This is a genomic window from Azospirillum ramasamyi, from assembly GCF_003233655.1.
GTDB classification, from domain to species: domain Bacteria; phylum Pseudomonadota; class Alphaproteobacteria; order Azospirillales; family Azospirillaceae; genus Azospirillum; species Azospirillum ramasamyi.
In genome coordinates this window covers 1,156,662-1,171,023 of sequence record NZ_CP029829.1, presented here as the reverse complement: position 1 = coordinate 1,171,023, position 14,362 = coordinate 1,156,662, and the positions used below count along the sequence as shown (strand labels likewise).

General features: G+C 67.2%; 14 protein-coding genes. 10 read left to right on the top strand and 4 right to left on the bottom strand.

The window, feature by feature from the left end:
- Window positions 1-9 precede the first annotated feature (9 nt).
- The 5 genes from DM194_RS05420 to DM194_RS05400 all read left to right on the top strand — a co-directional run bounded on the left by DM194_RS05420 (window position 10) and on the right by DM194_RS05400 (window position 4,540).
- Entirely contained in the window at window positions 10-495 is a 486-nt protein-coding gene (locus DM194_RS05420; RefSeq protein WP_111066287.1) for a YbaK/EbsC family protein, read from the top strand.
- A 79-nt stretch (window positions 496-574) separates the two neighbouring features.
- Window positions 575-1,261: a TetR family transcriptional regulator gene (locus DM194_RS05415; RefSeq protein ID WP_111066286.1), complete on the top strand. Its 687-nt coding sequence runs from the start codon at window positions 575-577 to the stop codon at window positions 1,259-1,261.
- A gap of 181 nt (window positions 1,262-1,442) precedes the next feature.
- Entirely contained in the window at window positions 1,443-1,877 is a 435-nt protein-coding gene (locus DM194_RS05410; protein ID WP_111066285.1) for a phasin family protein, read from the top strand.
- 134 nt (window positions 1,878-2,011) lie between these two features.
- Entirely contained in the window at window positions 2,012-2,347 is a 336-nt protein-coding gene (locus tag DM194_RS05405; RefSeq protein ID WP_111066284.1) for a tRNA-binding protein, read from the top strand.
- Between the two features lie 192 nt (window positions 2,348-2,539).
- Window positions 2,540-4,540, top strand: a complete 2,001-nt coding sequence (locus DM194_RS05400; protein WP_111066283.1) for a methyl-accepting chemotaxis protein — start codon at window positions 2,540-2,542, stop codon at window positions 4,538-4,540.
- Window positions 4,541-4,647: 107 nt separating this feature from the next.
- Here the strand turns inward: DM194_RS05400 and DM194_RS05395 are convergent, their stop codons facing one another.
- Entirely contained in the window at window positions 4,648-5,388 is a 741-nt protein-coding gene (locus tag DM194_RS05395) for a response regulator transcription factor (protein WP_246024297.1), read from the bottom strand.
- 967 nt (window positions 5,389-6,355) lie between these two features.
- Here DM194_RS05395 and DM194_RS05390 point away from each other — a divergent pair.
- From DM194_RS05390 to der, 4 genes are all read left to right on the top strand, one after another.
- The gene (locus DM194_RS05390) at window positions 6,356-6,997 is read left to right on the top strand and encodes a response regulator transcription factor (protein ID WP_111066281.1); all 642 of its coding nucleotides are present in this window, start codon (window positions 6,356-6,358) and stop codon (window positions 6,995-6,997) included.
- A 308-nt stretch (window positions 6,998-7,305) separates the two neighbouring features.
- Entirely contained in the window at window positions 7,306-7,950 is a 645-nt protein-coding gene (locus DM194_RS05385) for a tetratricopeptide repeat protein (protein WP_111066280.1), read from the top strand.
- Window positions 7,951-7,959: 9 nt separating this feature from the next.
- Window positions 7,960-9,342, top strand: coding sequence for an outer membrane protein assembly factor BamB family protein (locus DM194_RS05380; RefSeq protein WP_111066279.1), 1,383 nt, complete (start codon window positions 7,960-7,962; stop codon window positions 9,340-9,342).
- Between the two features lie 41 nt (window positions 9,343-9,383).
- Complete coding sequence (gene der, locus DM194_RS05375) at window positions 9,384-10,778, top strand: ribosome biogenesis GTPase Der (RefSeq protein WP_111066278.1); 1,395 nt, start codon at window positions 9,384-9,386, stop codon at window positions 10,776-10,778.
- Between the two features lie 77 nt (window positions 10,779-10,855).
- On the opposite strand, the gene DM194_RS05370 is transcribed toward der, so the two are convergent.
- From DM194_RS05370 to map, 3 genes are read right to left on the bottom strand one after another with little or no spacing between them, the layout of a single operon-like run.
- Window positions 10,856-11,293, bottom strand: a complete 438-nt coding sequence (locus DM194_RS05370; RefSeq protein ID WP_111066277.1) for a cupin domain-containing protein — start codon at window positions 11,291-11,293, stop codon at window positions 10,856-10,858.
- Entirely contained in the window at window positions 11,290-11,877 is a 588-nt protein-coding gene (locus DM194_RS05365; RefSeq protein WP_111066276.1) for an NUDIX hydrolase, read from the bottom strand. Before DM194_RS05365 ends, DM194_RS05370 begins: the two co-directional genes overlap by 4 nt.
- Window positions 11,874-12,683, bottom strand: coding sequence for a type I methionyl aminopeptidase (gene map, locus DM194_RS05360; protein ID WP_111066275.1), 810 nt, complete (start codon window positions 12,681-12,683; stop codon window positions 11,874-11,876). Before map ends, DM194_RS05365 begins: the two co-directional genes overlap by 4 nt.
- A gap of 205 nt (window positions 12,684-12,888) precedes the next feature.
- Here map and radA point away from each other — a divergent pair, with 205 nt between their 5' ends.
- Window positions 12,889-14,337 (top strand): DNA repair protein RadA, encoded by a 1,449-nt coding sequence (radA, locus tag DM194_RS05355; RefSeq protein WP_111066274.1) that lies wholly within the window; start codon window positions 12,889-12,891, stop codon window positions 14,335-14,337.
- The last annotated feature ends 25 nt before the right edge of the window (window positions 14,338-14,362 follow it).

The window sequence follows — 14,362 nt, the reverse complement described above, 5'->3', positions numbered from 1 at the left end:
GGGGTGGAAATGACGACGACGCTCAGCCCCTCCGCCGCCCGCGTCCAGTCTCTGTTGGACGACATCGGCCTCGGCCACCGCGTGATCGAGCATGAAGGCAGCACCCGCACCTCGGAGGACGCCGCCAACTCGGTCGGTTGCGAGGTGGCGCAGATCGCCAAGTCGCTGATCTTCCGCACCAAGGAGACCGGGCGCCCGGTTCTGGTCGTCGCCAGCGGCGCCAACCGGGTGGACGAGAAGGCGGTCGGCCGCCTGCTCGGCGAGAAGATCGAGCGCGCCGACCCGGAGTTCGTCCGCGAGTCGACCGGATTCGCCATCGGCGGCGTTCCGCCCATCGGCCATGCCGTCCCGCCTCTGGTGCTGATCGACGACGACCTGCTGCGGCTGGAAACCATCTGGGCCGCCGCCGGCACGCCGAACGCGGTGTTCCGCCTGACCCCCGCCGATCTGGTCAGCATGACCGGCGGACGGGTGGAGACCGTGCGCAAGGCGTGACGTTTTTTGTGGGACGGGTGACGTTCGCCCGTCCGCGCACCACCTTATGACGCGATCCCTGTCGCCTGGAGGTGGTGCCATGTCCGACATGTCGTCCGACAAGCCTGAAGACAACAGCTTCCGCTCCGATCCTACCGACCCGGACTCCCTCGATCGCACCGTGGCCGCCGCGGCGATGCGTCTGGCCGCCGAGAAGGGGTGGCGCCGCGTCGGGCTGCTGGAGATCGCGCGCGCCGCCGGCATCCCGCTGTCCCGCTTCCATCACCGCTATCGCGGGCGCGCCGACGTGCTGGCGGCGGTGTCGCGCGTCGCCGACGCCACGGTGCTGGCCGGGGATGTCGCCGCCGACCCGACCGAATCGGCGCGCGACAGGCTGTTCGACGTGATGATGCGCCGATTCGATGCGCTGCGTCCCTTCCGCGACGGGCTGCGCGCGGTGCTGCGCGACCTTCCGGCCGATCCGGCGACCGCGCTGGCTTTTTCCTGCGCCTTCGGCCGTTCAATGGCCTGGATGCTGCGCGCCGCGGGGATCGATCCCGATCAGCGTGGCGGCGCGGCTCTCGTCGCCGGGCTCGGCACCGTGCAGGCGCGGGTGATGCGCGTCTTCCTGAACGACGATACCGCCGACCTGTCGCGTACCATGGCGGCGCTCGACAGCGCGCTGCGCAGGGCGGAGCGCTGGGGTGCGACCTTCTGTCGCTGGTCCGGCCGCCGAGGGCCGCATGGCCGGGGAACCGGGCCGGCTTCCATGGCATCAACGGCTTAGATTATGTTCGCCATGCGGAGGGTAGGGTGGAGCGGCGGATTTTCCCGCCAAGGTTACGCTGCGCCGCAAAATCCGCATTGACTAGCATTTGGGCAATCTGCATATTCTGCCTGTCAATGTTGCGTCGCAACATGCCCGGATTGCGATGCGGGCAGCAAACACTGATGCTGGGATGAGAAACATGGCCAAGACGAGCGGTAACCCCTTCCTCGAATTCGATCCGTCCAAGCTGATCGGCGACCTCAAGGTTCCGGGCGTCGACATCGAGACCATCATCGCCAGCCAGCGCAAGAACATCGAGGCGGTGACCGCCGCCAACCAGCTGGCTTATGAAGGTTTCCAGGCCATCGTCCGCCGTCAGGCCGAAGTGCTGCGCAACGTGACCGAGGACGTGAACCGCGCCGTCGGTGAGCTGACCGCCGCCGGCACGCCGGAGGAGAAGGCCGCCAAGCAGGCCGATCTGGTGAAGGCCGCCTTCGAGAAGTCGCTGGCCAACATCCGCGAGCTGAGCGAGATGATCGCCAAGTCGAACACCGAGGCCGCCGAGATCCTGACCAAGCGCGTGTCGGACAGCCTGGACGAGGTCAAGGCCGCCATCGCCAAGACGAAGGGCTGATCGGCCTCCGGTTCCACCGGATTCTGCGAAGAGGGGTCGCCGTCGGCGGCCCCTTTTCATGTCCGGCCGCGGGGTTCCCGGACCGGGACGGGCGCGCTACCCTGGCGCCGGTTCTCAACCGGATCGGAACAGCCATGACCATTTCCTACGACGACTTCGCCAAGGTCGACATCCGCGTCGGCACCATCCGCGCGGTGGAATTCTTCCCGGAGGCGCGCAAGCCGGCCTACAAGCTGACCATCGATTTCGGCGGCGACATCGGAACGAAGCGCAGTTCGGCGCAGATCACCAGCCATTACGCCGCCGACGCGCTGATCGGCTGCCAAGTGCTGGCCGTGGTGAATTTTCCTCCCAAGCGCATCGGCCCCTTCACCAGCGAAGTGCTGTGCCTTGGCCTGCCCGATGCCGAAGGTGCGGTGGTGCTGGTCGGCCCCGATCATGAGGTGCCGGACGGCGCGCGGCTGTTCTGACGGCGACAGATTCGGTCATGCTTCGGGTTCAAAAGAAACCCTTAGAGGCCGAAAGACTTCGCTCTGATCATCGCGACAAGCAGTCGCAGGGCTCTCGAGTATTTTAAATGAATGCGGTCTAAACCTGGATGGCATAGTGCGCGTACGACTGTGTACTCGCACTTGCAAACTGTTTCCTGGTGGATGGCGCTCATGGATGCCCTGCGCAGCTTTGTCGGCCGGCTTTCGATCTCCACGAAAGTCACCGTGTTGAACCTCTTCGGCATGTTGATCCTCAGCACGGCGATCCTGTTCGCGATCGGGCAGGTGATCGTCCGTGACCTGGAACGGCAGGCGATCGAGATGCAGCGCCTGAGCATGGACATCGCCTGGTCGGCGCTGAACGAGCGCGGGAGTTCCTTCACCGTCGCCGACGGCAAGCTGCTGCTCGACGGTGTCGTGATGAACGACAACAACTTCGTGGTCGACAAGATCAAGCGCATCACCGGCGGGACCGCGACCCTGTTCCTGGGCGACCGCCGAATCGCCACCAACGTGATGGGTGCCGACGGCACCCGCGCCGTCGGCACCACGCTGGCCCAGGGCCCCGCTTACGATTCGGTGTTGCGCCTGGGCGTCCCCTTCCGCGGCATGGTCGAGATTCTGGGCGAGCCCTATTACGCCGCCTACGACCCGATCAAGGACAAGGCCGGCAACCCGGTCGGCATCCTCTATGTCGGCATCAAGAAGGCGGAAGTGTTCAAGACCTTCGACGACAGCATGCGATTCGCGACGATGCTGGTCGTGCTTTGCGCCGCCGCGCTTGCGGTGCCGGGCTACCTGGTATCGCGCCGGCTGTTGCGTCCGCTGGGCCAGCTCAGCCGGGTGATGACGGCGCTGTCCTCCGGCGATCTGACCGCCGAGGTGGCGGGGGCGAAGCGCCTGGACGAGATCGGCGCGATGTCGTGCTCCGTCCTGGTCTTCCGCGACGGCATGGCCGAGGCGGAGCGGCTGCGGGCCGAGCAGGAGCAGCAGCGTGTCCAGGGAGAGGCGCAGAAGCGCAGGGCCCTGCAGTCGATGGCCGACACGGTGGAGCAGGAAAGCCGCGGTGCGGTCGAGCGTGTCGCCGCCCGTACCCAGGAGATGGACCGCAACGCCGGCGCGATGGCGAATTCGGCCGGGTTGGTCGGTTCCAACGCCCAGAATGTCGCCGCCGCCGCGGCGCAGGCCCTCAGCAACGCCCAGGCGGTCGCATCGGCTGCGGAGCAGCTGACGGCCTCCATCGAGGAGATCGGGAGCCAGGTCGGACATGCCGCCAGCGTCACCCGTGCCGCCGTCGCCGCCAGCGAACAGACCGAGAGCACCATTGAATCGCTGTCCTCCGCCGTTGGCCGCATCGGCGACGTGGCGGAGCTGATCCAGGGGATCGCCGCCCAGACCAATCTGCTGGCGCTGAACGCGACAATCGAGGCGGCGCGGGCCGGGGAGGCGGGAAAGGGCTTCGCCGTCGTCGCCAACGAGGTGAAGAATCTGGCCAACCAGACGTCGCGCTCCACCGAGGAGATCTCGCGCCTGATCGCGGAGATTCAGTCCGTTACCGCCCGCAGCGTGGAGGAGGTGCGCAACATCAGCCGCACCATCGGCGAGATCGACGCCATCTCCGGCACTGTTGCCGCGGCGGTCGAGCAGCAGGCCTCGGCGACCCAGGAAATCTCGCGCAATGTCGGCCAGACGGCCAGTGCCGCCACCGACGTATCGACCCGCATCGACGAGGTGTCGCGCGAGGCCAAGGTGACGGAGGAGCGCGCCGACCTGCTGCGGACCGGCGCATCGGAGGTCACCCACAGCATCGATGAACTGATGCATGTGCTGGTTCGGGCGGTGCGCACGGCGACGGATGATGTCGACCGCCGCAGCCTGCCGCGTTACCTGGTGGATGCTCCCTGCACGGTGGAGGGGCCGGAGGGCCGGCTGACCGTGCGGCTGCACGACATCTCCCGCCACGGCGCCGCTTTGACCGACGCCGACGCCATCGGCGGCCGAGGCACGCTGCTGCTCGACAGCCTGGGCGTGGCGCTGCCCTTCGAGGCCTTCACCCGAGAGGAGGGGGTGGTGCGTGTCCGCTTCAGGCTTGCCGAGATCGACCGGCAGGCTTTCGAAGCCTGCTTCGGCCGCTTCGAGGAAGCGATGGCGAGTCGGCGTCTGGCTTCCTGAAGTCCAGCTTCCTGACGTCCGGCCTCACGTTCGGCTGGCTGAGCGGAAGTGCTTGGGCCGCCACGGGGGGCGGCAATGGGAGCATTCCCGAACGGTGGGGCCGGGGCTCAGGCCCCGGCGCGCCGGGTTGCCGCCGCATGCATGTGCGGCGGAGTCATGCCGGACCGTGCCTGCTCCAGGGCGCCCTGCTGCCGTGCGGCGAAGACGCCGGCTTCCGTCCGGTTGCGGAAGTGCAGCTTCGACAGCACGCTGCGCACCATCGACTTGATCACCGCCTCCGAAAGGTCGAGGGCATTGGCGATGGTCCGGTTGTTCATGCCTTCGCCCAGCAGGCGCAGGGTCTCGAACTCCGGGTCGGACAGCCGCGGCAGCAGCGTCAGGCGGATTTCGTCCACGCCCAGCCGCGACAGGAACTGCTTGGGCATCAGGCAATGCCCTTCCAGACCGAGATCCAGCAGTTCGTTGATGCGGTCGACGTTCAGATCCTCGAACACCCAGGCATCGGCGAAGGCCAGGATATGGGCGGCGTCCAGCAGCTCGCGCGAGGACAGCACCACGACGATCCGCGACCGGCGGGACAGCCGGAGATAGACCATCGGTTCGTTTTCGCGAAGCGCGGTGAACTGCTGTAGGCCGATCAGGATGGCATCCGGCGTCAGCGCGCTCTGGGTCAGCTCCCCGATGTCGTGCAGAACCGTCACGCGGTGGCGTCCGCCGCGGTCGAGCTGCTGCACCACGTTCTCGGTCAGCGCGTTGTTGTCGAGAATCAGGCAGACATGCATGGGAGTCACCGCGTTGCGGGTCTGGTGAGATGCTTTCTCATGGGCGTACTCATGGTGTGTGTGCATGGGTCAGCTCTGTCTGGAGGAGGCATCCACGGCCGGCCCGGCTTGGGGCGTCGCCGCCTGCATCTAAGGGTTGAAACGGAGTCCGGCCGGTTGGCCCAGGCACGTCTTCGGTCAAGATCAAAGCGGTTATGGGAAATTTCCTTGCCAACTATTTCTTCGTTGCCCGCAATCCGTCGGTCATTCCCGCGAGGGAAATCCTGATCGCACCGCGTGATTTAGAAATGAACTGAGCTCCGCGTAAATCAGGCGATGGATGATCAGCCAAGATCGCTTTTCGTCTCCTTGTTGGTCGCCCCAGGTTTCGAGACGGTAACACCTATGGAATGATGTGTGCTGGCTGGGTCACACGGGAATGCGCGTTGGTACAGGCATCCTTCAGGGCTATCCATTCGGTTTGGTTGCGGTTTTCCTTCCTCTCTTGCGCAGCCGAATCGGTGTTAAGCGGCCGACCGACACACGAACGCCACAAAGAGGGCAAGGTTCCAGAAAAATTCCCGTCGCTAATGGAGACAACAGGTCCCAATTCGAATAATCCCAATAGGGGAAAGTGAATCCGTTGGGCCTGACCGGTAAGGACATTCGCATCCGCAGCAGAATCTATGACCTTCGTCGGAAGCGTTGCTTTGGCCGGCCATAACCTATGGTCCCTCGAATGGGGATGGCGGCCTCGAATGACCTATGGCCCTTGTCCGGATACAGAGGCTCTTCCGATCGTGGTATCAGATACCCAACACAGCGAAAACAAGCCAACAACGGCGGACGGCCTTCCGGCCGAAACGGCAGGAGGCCGGCAACGCGATCAACCACCAGGCCGGTGAAGTGGACCGGTGAGGTGGGCCGGTGACGTGGAGTGAAATGGGGTGATCCGGGTGCCGCGGGGGCGCATCGGAGAAAAACGACAACTGTCCAGGCGTGATCCGGCCCTCATCGGCCGGGCCGGAGCCGGCGAGCGAGGATGACGGGGATCATGAAGATTCTGATCGGGGATGACCATCTGCTGTTCCGTGAAGGCCTGCGGCGGTTGCTCGAGCAGTTGCAGGGCGACGCCAGCTTCGTCGAGGCCGGAACCTTCGACGAGGTGCTGGACCAGTGCCGCGCCGGCGGCACCTTCGACATCATCCTGATGGACCTGCATATGCCGAACTGGCCGGGTTTCGATGGACTGCGCGAAATCCAGGCGCTGCAGCCCGGCGTGCCGGTGGTCGTGGTCTCCGCCTCGGAAGCGCTGGGTGACATTCGCGGCGCTCTCGACCACGGCGCGACCGGTTACATCCCGAAGTCGAGCAGCGTGAAGGTCATGATGGGCGCCCTGAACCTCGTGTTCTCGGGCGGCATCTACCTGCCGCCGGGTGCGCTCACCGCCAGCATGGAGGCCGCGCCGCGCCGCCGCACGGTGGAGGTCGCCGACCGCAGCGCCGGCTACGGCCTGACCCAGCGCCAGCGCGAAGTGCTGGAATGCCTGCGCCTGGGCAAGTCGAACAAGCAGATCGCTTATGAGTTGGGCCTGTCGGAAGGCACCGTGAAGATCCACGTCACGGCGATCTTCAAGTCGCTGGGCGTCAAGAACCGGACCCAGGCGGTGATCGCCGCCGCCGCGATGTCGGCGTAAGAATAGGGCCGGCTCAAGGACCCGGAAGGCTTCGGCCCATCCGGGCCATGTTGCGGGACAGGATGCGGGTTGCGGAATCGGGCCGCGGGGGGATCGCCTCCGCGGCCCGTATTTCTTTCCGCATTCAAGTCTTCTTCCCCTTGCGGGAGAGGGAGGCTCTTGACCCGACGGGTTGCCCGATGCTATCCGCCCCTCTTGATCTTGCGGAACCATCCGTCCGGGTAGCCGGCCCGGCTGGCTCCGCTCGACCCGCGCCGCCATCCGGGCCGTGCAAGAAGCCGCCACCGTAGGGACGCCACCGCAGCGCCATGAGCGATATTTTCCGCGAAGTCGACGAGGATCTGCGCCGAGACCGCGCGGAGCGCGTTTTCAAGAAGTATGGCGGCGCCATGATCGCCGCCGTTGTCCTGATCGTCGGGGGCACCGGAGGCTACAGCTTCTGGCGCCATTGGCAGGCGCAGAAGCAGGAACAGCAGACCGCCGCCCTGGTCACGGCCATCGCGCAGAGCGCGCAGGGGCCGGAGAAGGGGGTGGAGGCGCTGGCCGCCTTCGCCGGTTCCGCCAATCCCAGCCTCGCCGCCCTCGCGCAGTTCAACGCCGCGGCCCTGATGAACAGCCAGGGCAAGCCGGCCGAGGCCGCCACCGTCTATGACGGCATCGCCGGCAACGGCTCCGTCCCCGCCGAATACCGCGATCTCGCCACCCTGCTGGCGGTGATGCAGCGCGCCGATGACGGCGACCCGGCGCAGCTGACAGCGAAGCTGCAGCCGCTGACCGCCGACGGCAGCCCGTGGCGCTATACGGCCCGCGAACTGACGGCGGTGCTGGCGGTACGTTCCGGCGACACGGAAAAGGCCCACACGCTCTTCAAGCAGCTGGCGGACGACCAACAGGCGCCGTCGGGCGTGCGCAGCCGCGCCGCCGATCTCGCCACCCTCTACGGCAAGGGCTGACCCAAGGCCATGACGACCCATCAGGCGAATCCCCGCAAGACGGCGGGCACCAAGCACCGCAACATCCGCCGCACCGCGTTGCTGTCCGCGTCGCTGCTCGCAGTGTTCCTCGGTGGGTGCGATACGCTGGACAGCTGGTTTGGCAAGACTCCCGATCCGCCGCTGCCCGGCGAGCGGGTCGCCGTTCTGCAGCGCGAGCGCAAGGTGGAGCCGGACCCGCAACTGGCCGCCGTCGCCGTCACCGTTCCGCCGGCGGTCGTCAACGCCGCCTGGGCGCAGCCGGGGGGCACGCCGGACCACGTCGTCGGCAACCTCGCCCTGTCGGCCAATCCGTCGGACGTGTGGCGCGCCGACATCGGGGCCGGTTCCAGCAGCTCGCGCGCGCTGCTCGGCACGCCGGTGATCGCCGATGGGCGCATCTTCGCCATGGATGCCAATTCGCACGTCTCCGCCCTGAACGAGCGCAGCGGCCAGTCGCTGTGGCGCGTCGACACCCGGCCGGAGAACGAGCGCGGCGGCGCCACCGGCGGTGGAGTCGCCTATGCCGATGGCCGCGTCTATGCGGCCACCGGCTTTGCCGAGGTGCTGTCTCTCGACGCCGACAGCGGCAAGGTTCTGTGGCGCCAGCGCATTTCCGGTCCGGTTCGCGGCGCCCCGACCGTCGCCGGCGGCCGGGTGATCGTCATCACGCTCGACAACCAGACCGTTGCGCTGTCCACCGACGACGGTTCGGTCCAGTGGTCGCACCAGGGCATCCTGGAGACCGCCGGCCTGCTCGGTGCCGCCAGCCCGGCCATCACCAACACGCTGGTCGTCGCCCCCTATTCCTCGGGCGAGCTGTTCGGGCTGCGCCCGGAGAACGGCCGTGCCGCCTGGCAGGACAGCCTGGCCGCCATCCGCCGTACCGGCCAGCTGAGCAACCTCGCCGACATCCGCGGCCTGCCCGTGGTCGACCGTGGCGCCGTCTATGCCATCGGGCATTCCGGCCGCATGGTCGCGATCGACGAGCGCATCGGCGCCCGCATCTGGGAAACCGAGATCGGCGGCGTCAACACCCCCTGGCTGGCTGGTGACTATCTGTTCACCGTCACCAACGACCAGGAGGTCGTCGCGGTGGCGCGCCAGGATGGCAGGATCCGCTGGGTGGCGCCGCTCGCCCGCTTCAAGGATCCTCAGGACAGGACCGGCCCGATCGTCTGGTCGGGTCCGGTGATGGCGGGCGGCCGCCTGTGGGTCGCCGGGTCGAACGGCCAGCTCCTGGGCCTGTCGCCTTCGGACGGCAAGGTGGAGGTGACGCGGTCGCTGCCCACCGGCTCCTACTTGTCTCCGGTCGTTGCCAACAACACTCTTTATGTGCTGTGCGACAACGGAACGCTCGTCGCGTTCCGTTGATCGCGGATTTCCTCCGTCTGTTGTGAAAGGCCTTTGGCCCCATGTCGTTCACCGTGGTCCTCGTCGGTCGGCCGAATGTCGGCAAGTCGACTCTCTTCAACCGTCTGGCCGGCAAGAAGCTGGCCCTGGTGGACGATACGCCGGGCGTCACCCGTGACTGGCGCTCGGCCCCGGCCCATGTCGGCGGCCTGTCCTTCACGGTGGTCGATACCGCCGGCCTGGAGGATGTGACCGACGATAGCCTGGAGGCGCGCATGCGCCGCCAGACCGAGCAGGCGCTCGCCCGCGCCGACGTCGCGCTGTTCATCATCGATGCCCGCGCCGGCATCACGCCGCTGGACCGGCATTTCGCCAACCTGCTGCGCCGGAGCAAGACCCCGGTTCTGCTGGTCGCCAACAAGACCGAGGGCAAGGCCAGCCAGCCCGGCATGTTCGAGTCCTACGAACTTGGCCTGGGCGATCCCATCCCGCTGTCTGCCGAGCATGGCGAGGGCATGGCCGATCTGGTCGAGGCGCTTCTGCCCTATGCCCCGCCCGACGACGAGGCGGAAACGAAGGAGGCCGACGACGGCTTCGATCCCAGCATCCCCATCGGCGACCAGCCGGAGCCGGAGGAGGATCGCAGCAAGCCGATCCAGATCGCCATCGTCGGCCGCCCCAATGTCGGCAAATCGACCCTGCTGAACAGCCTGCTCGGCGAGGAGCGCGTGCTGACCGGCCCTGAGGCCGGCATGACCCGCGACGCCATCGCCGTCGATTGGGAATGGCGCGACCGCCGGTTCAAGCTGGTCGACACCGCCGGCATGCGCCGCCGCGCCCGCGTCGACGAGAAGGTCGAGAAGCTGGCGGTTGCCGACAGCCTGCGCGTCATCCGCATGGCGAATGTCGTGGTGCTGGTCGTTGATGCCGGCGCCATCCTGGACAAGCAGGATCTGACCATCGCCCGTCTGGTGATCTCCGAAGGCCGCGCCCTGGTGATCGCCGTCAACAAGTGGGACACGGTGGACGATCGCGCCATGGCGCTGCGGCAGGTCGAGGACAAGCTCCAGGCCTCGCTCGGCTACATCAAGGGCGTGAAGGTCGTCACCATCTCGGCGCTGAAGGGCTACAAGCTCGAAACGCTGCTGGACGGGGTGCTGGAAACCTACACCGTCTGGAACCGCCGCATCCCGACCGCGCAGCTGAACCGCTGGATCGAAGGCGTCCTGGAACACCATCCGCCGCCTCTGGTGGAGGGCCGCCGGATCAAGATCCGCTACGTCACCCAGGTGAAGACCCGACCGCCGACCTTCGCCCTGTTCGTCAACAAGCCGCTGGACCTGCCGGAAAGCTATCAGCGTTACCTGACCACCCACCTGCGCGAGAGCTTCGACATGCCCGGCGTGCCGGTGCGGCTGTTGCTGCGCAAGGGCAAGAACCCGTACGCGGACGATTGATTCCGATATCCTCTCTCCCCCCTGGGGAGAGGGGCAAGGTGAGGGGGAGAGAGGGCGATCATTCGCCCCCCTCAACTTCACTTATTCCCAGGCTCCCACCCTTCCGGCGCCATCCTGAACCCGGCAAACTCGAAGGCCGGCGCCACGGTGCAGCTCACCAGCGACCAGTCGCCGAGACTCCGCGCCGCCTGCCAGGCACCGACCGGAACCACCGCCTGAGGCCGCTCGCCGCCTTCGATGTTCATTCCGAGCCGGCAGCGCTCGACAGCACCGCCGTCCTCATGGATCGACAGCTCCAGCGGCGCCCCGCCATGCCAGAGCCAGATCTCCACGGCATCCACCATGTGCCAATGCGACCGCTCGCCCGCCCGCAGCAGGAAATAGATCGCGGTGACGGCTCCGCGCCCGCCATCCGACGGCGCCCGGTAGGTCTCGACGTAACAGCCCCCCTCCGGATGCGGCTGCAGCCCCAGCAATTCGATCAGCCGCTCTGCGGACAGGGCGCCGTTCTTCATCGGACGCTCCGCGCCGCCATGCCCAGGCCCTCGCGCAGTTCCGGCATCAGCATCGCCCCCAGCATGGCGACCACCGGCAGCACCGCATAGTCGCCTCGCGCCGCCGCGTCGATCAGGTCGCGGGTGCTGTGCAGCTCGACCCGCATGTCCTCAAGGTCGCCATGGTCGGGTTCCGCCACCTTGCGGGCGCCCTTGGCATGGAACATGTGGCAGGTGCTGCCTTTGGAATTGGCCCCGACCACGAAGCCGCCCAGCGCCGTCCAGTCCTCGGCGGCATAGCCGGTCTCCTCCAGCAGTTCGCGCTTGGCGGCGGCCAGAGGGTCTTCGCCGGGTTCGATGGCGCCGGCGGGGAAGGTCAGGCTGACGCGGCGGGGACCGTGCTTGTAAGTGCGCAGCATCACGACCTTGCCGCCCTCGGTCTCCACATACATCAGCGCGAAGTCGGGCTGGTCGAGCTGGTAATAGTTCTCCACCGTCCGCCCGTCCGGCAGCCGGACCGTCTCCGCCCGCACCTTGAGATAGGGGCTGGCGTCGAGCAGGTCGCGGCTCCCCAGCACCTGCCAGAGCTTCTGTTCGTCGCTCATGCGGCCTTCCCATAGGGCGGCTGCGTGTAGCCGGCGGGGGAGAGGGTGAAGATCTCGCACCCGTCCTCGGTGATGCCGATCTGGTGCTCGAACTGCGCCGACAGCGAGCGGTCGCGGGTGACCGTCGTCCAGCCGTCGGACAGGATCTTCACCTCATGCCGGCCGGCATTGATCATCGGTTCGACCGTGAAGACCATTCCGGGACGCAGTTCCACGCCGGTGCCGGGCTTGCCGAAATGGTCGACGTGCGGCGCGTCGTGGAAGACCTGGCCGATGCCGTGCCCGCCGAAGTCGCGCACGACGGAGCAGCGCGCAGCCTCCGCCATCGTCTGGATGGCATGGCCGATGTCGCCCAGATGGTTACCCGGCTTGGCCTGGGCGATGCCGGCCATCATGCAGCGATAGGTCAAATCGACCAGCTTGCGGGCCTTGACGCCGATCTTCTCGCCGACGAAGTACATGCGGCTGCTGTCGCCGTACCAGCCGTCCAGGATCACGGTGACGTCGATGTTGACGATGTCGCCTTCGACCAGCTTCTTTTCGTCGCTGGGGATGCCGTGATTGACGATATGGTTGGGCGAGATGCAGCTGCAGGCCGGGTAGCCGTGATAGCCGAGCGTCGCCGGAATGCCGCCGCGGTCGCGCTGGAACTCTTCGATCAGCTTGTCGAGCCGGCCGGTGCTGACGCCCGGCACCACGAAGGGCGTGATGTAGTCCAGCGTCTCGGCCGCCAGCCGGCCGGCCTTCCGCAGCGCCGCGAAGCCTTCCGGGCCATGCAGGACGATTCGCTTGCCTTCCTTGTCCATCAGACCGTCATCCGTCACTTAAATCCTCGTTTCCTCTTCGAATCCGTTCTCCCGCCTTGGGAAATGGACCCGTGCAAAACCGGGCAACAGGCTATCATGCGCCCGGACTGAAAAAAGCCCCTGCATTCCACCCCTGCAAACGTAGGATTCGGCGGAACGGCTTGCTATATGTGGCGGGCCCTATCCCCATCGGACTACCAGACCTTTGGCGAAGCCCACCACCCGATTTGTCTGCCAGGCCTGCGGTGCCTCCTTCCCGAAATGGGCGGGCAAGTGCGACGCTTGCGGCGAATGGAACAGCCTCGTCGAAGAGGCGGCGCCCGACAGCGCGCCCAAGGGGCTCGGGTCCGCCCGTGGCCGCCGCATCGACTTCGTCGGTCTTCAGGGCAGCAGCGAGGCGCCGCCGCGGCGCATGACCGGCATCGCCGAGTTCGACCGCGTCTGCGGCGGCGGGCTGGTCCCCGGCTCGGCCATCCTGATCGGCGGCGATCCCGGCATCGGCAAATCGACCCTTCTGCTCCAGGCCATGGCCCGGCTGGCGCAGGACCATCGCTGCGCCTACGTCTCGGGCGAGGAGGCGGTCGATCAGGTGCGGCTGCGCGCCCAGCGCCTGGGCTGCGCCTCTGCGCCGGTGGATCTGGCCTCGGCCACCAGCGTGCGCGACATCGTCGCCTCGCTGGACGACGCCAAGGGGCCGGAGGTGATCGTCATCGATTCGATCCAGACCATGTATATGGACAATCTGGACAGCGCCCCCGGCACGGTCGCCCAGGTCCGCGCCAGCGCGCAGGAGCTGATCCGCGTCGCGAAGCGGCGGGGCGTCGTCCTGCTGCTGGTCGGCCATGTGACCAAGGAAGGCATGATCGCCGGTCCCCGCGTGCTGGAGCACATGGTGGACACCGTCCTCTATTTCGAAGGCGAGCGCGGCCACCAGTTCCGCATCCTGCGCGCGGTGAAGAACCGCTTCGGCCCGACCGACGAGATCGGCGTGTTCGAGATGGGCGACGGCGGCCTCGGGGAGGTCGCCAACCCGTCGGCCCTGTTCCTGGCCGAAAGGCGCGGCGACGTGTCCGGCGCCGCCGTCTTCGCCGGGATGGAGGGCACCCGCCCGGTTCTGGTGGAGGTGCAGGCGCTGGTCGCCCCGTCGCCGCTCGGCACGCCGCGCCGCGCCGTGGTCGGCTGGGATTCGGCGCGGCTCGCCATGGTGCTGGCGGTGCTGGAGGCGCGCTGCGGCGTGCAGATCGGCGCCAACGACGTCTATCTGAATGTCGCCGGCGGCCTGCGCATCACCGAACCGGCCGCCGACCTTGCCGTCGCCGCCGCCCTGGTCTCCTCTCTGACCGGCGAGCCGGTTCCGGCCGACGCGGTGGTGTTCGGCGAGATCGGCCTGTCCGGCGAGGTCCGCGCCGTCGGCCAGAGCGATACCCGGCTGAAGGAGGCGGCGAAGCTCGGCTTCTCCTCCGCCATCTTCCCGGCGCGGCGGACCGGCAAGAAGGGCAGCCGCGGCGACAACGGCCTGAAGACGGTGGAATTGCAGCAGTTGGGCGAGCTGATGCCGCTGTTCCAGTCCCAGGGCTCTGCCGGACGACCTCCCTTGCGGCGGCCTCACGACGATAACGACACGCGCCGCTGGCGCGACGACGAATTCATCTGACGCCACCCTTCGAACGGCATTTCAA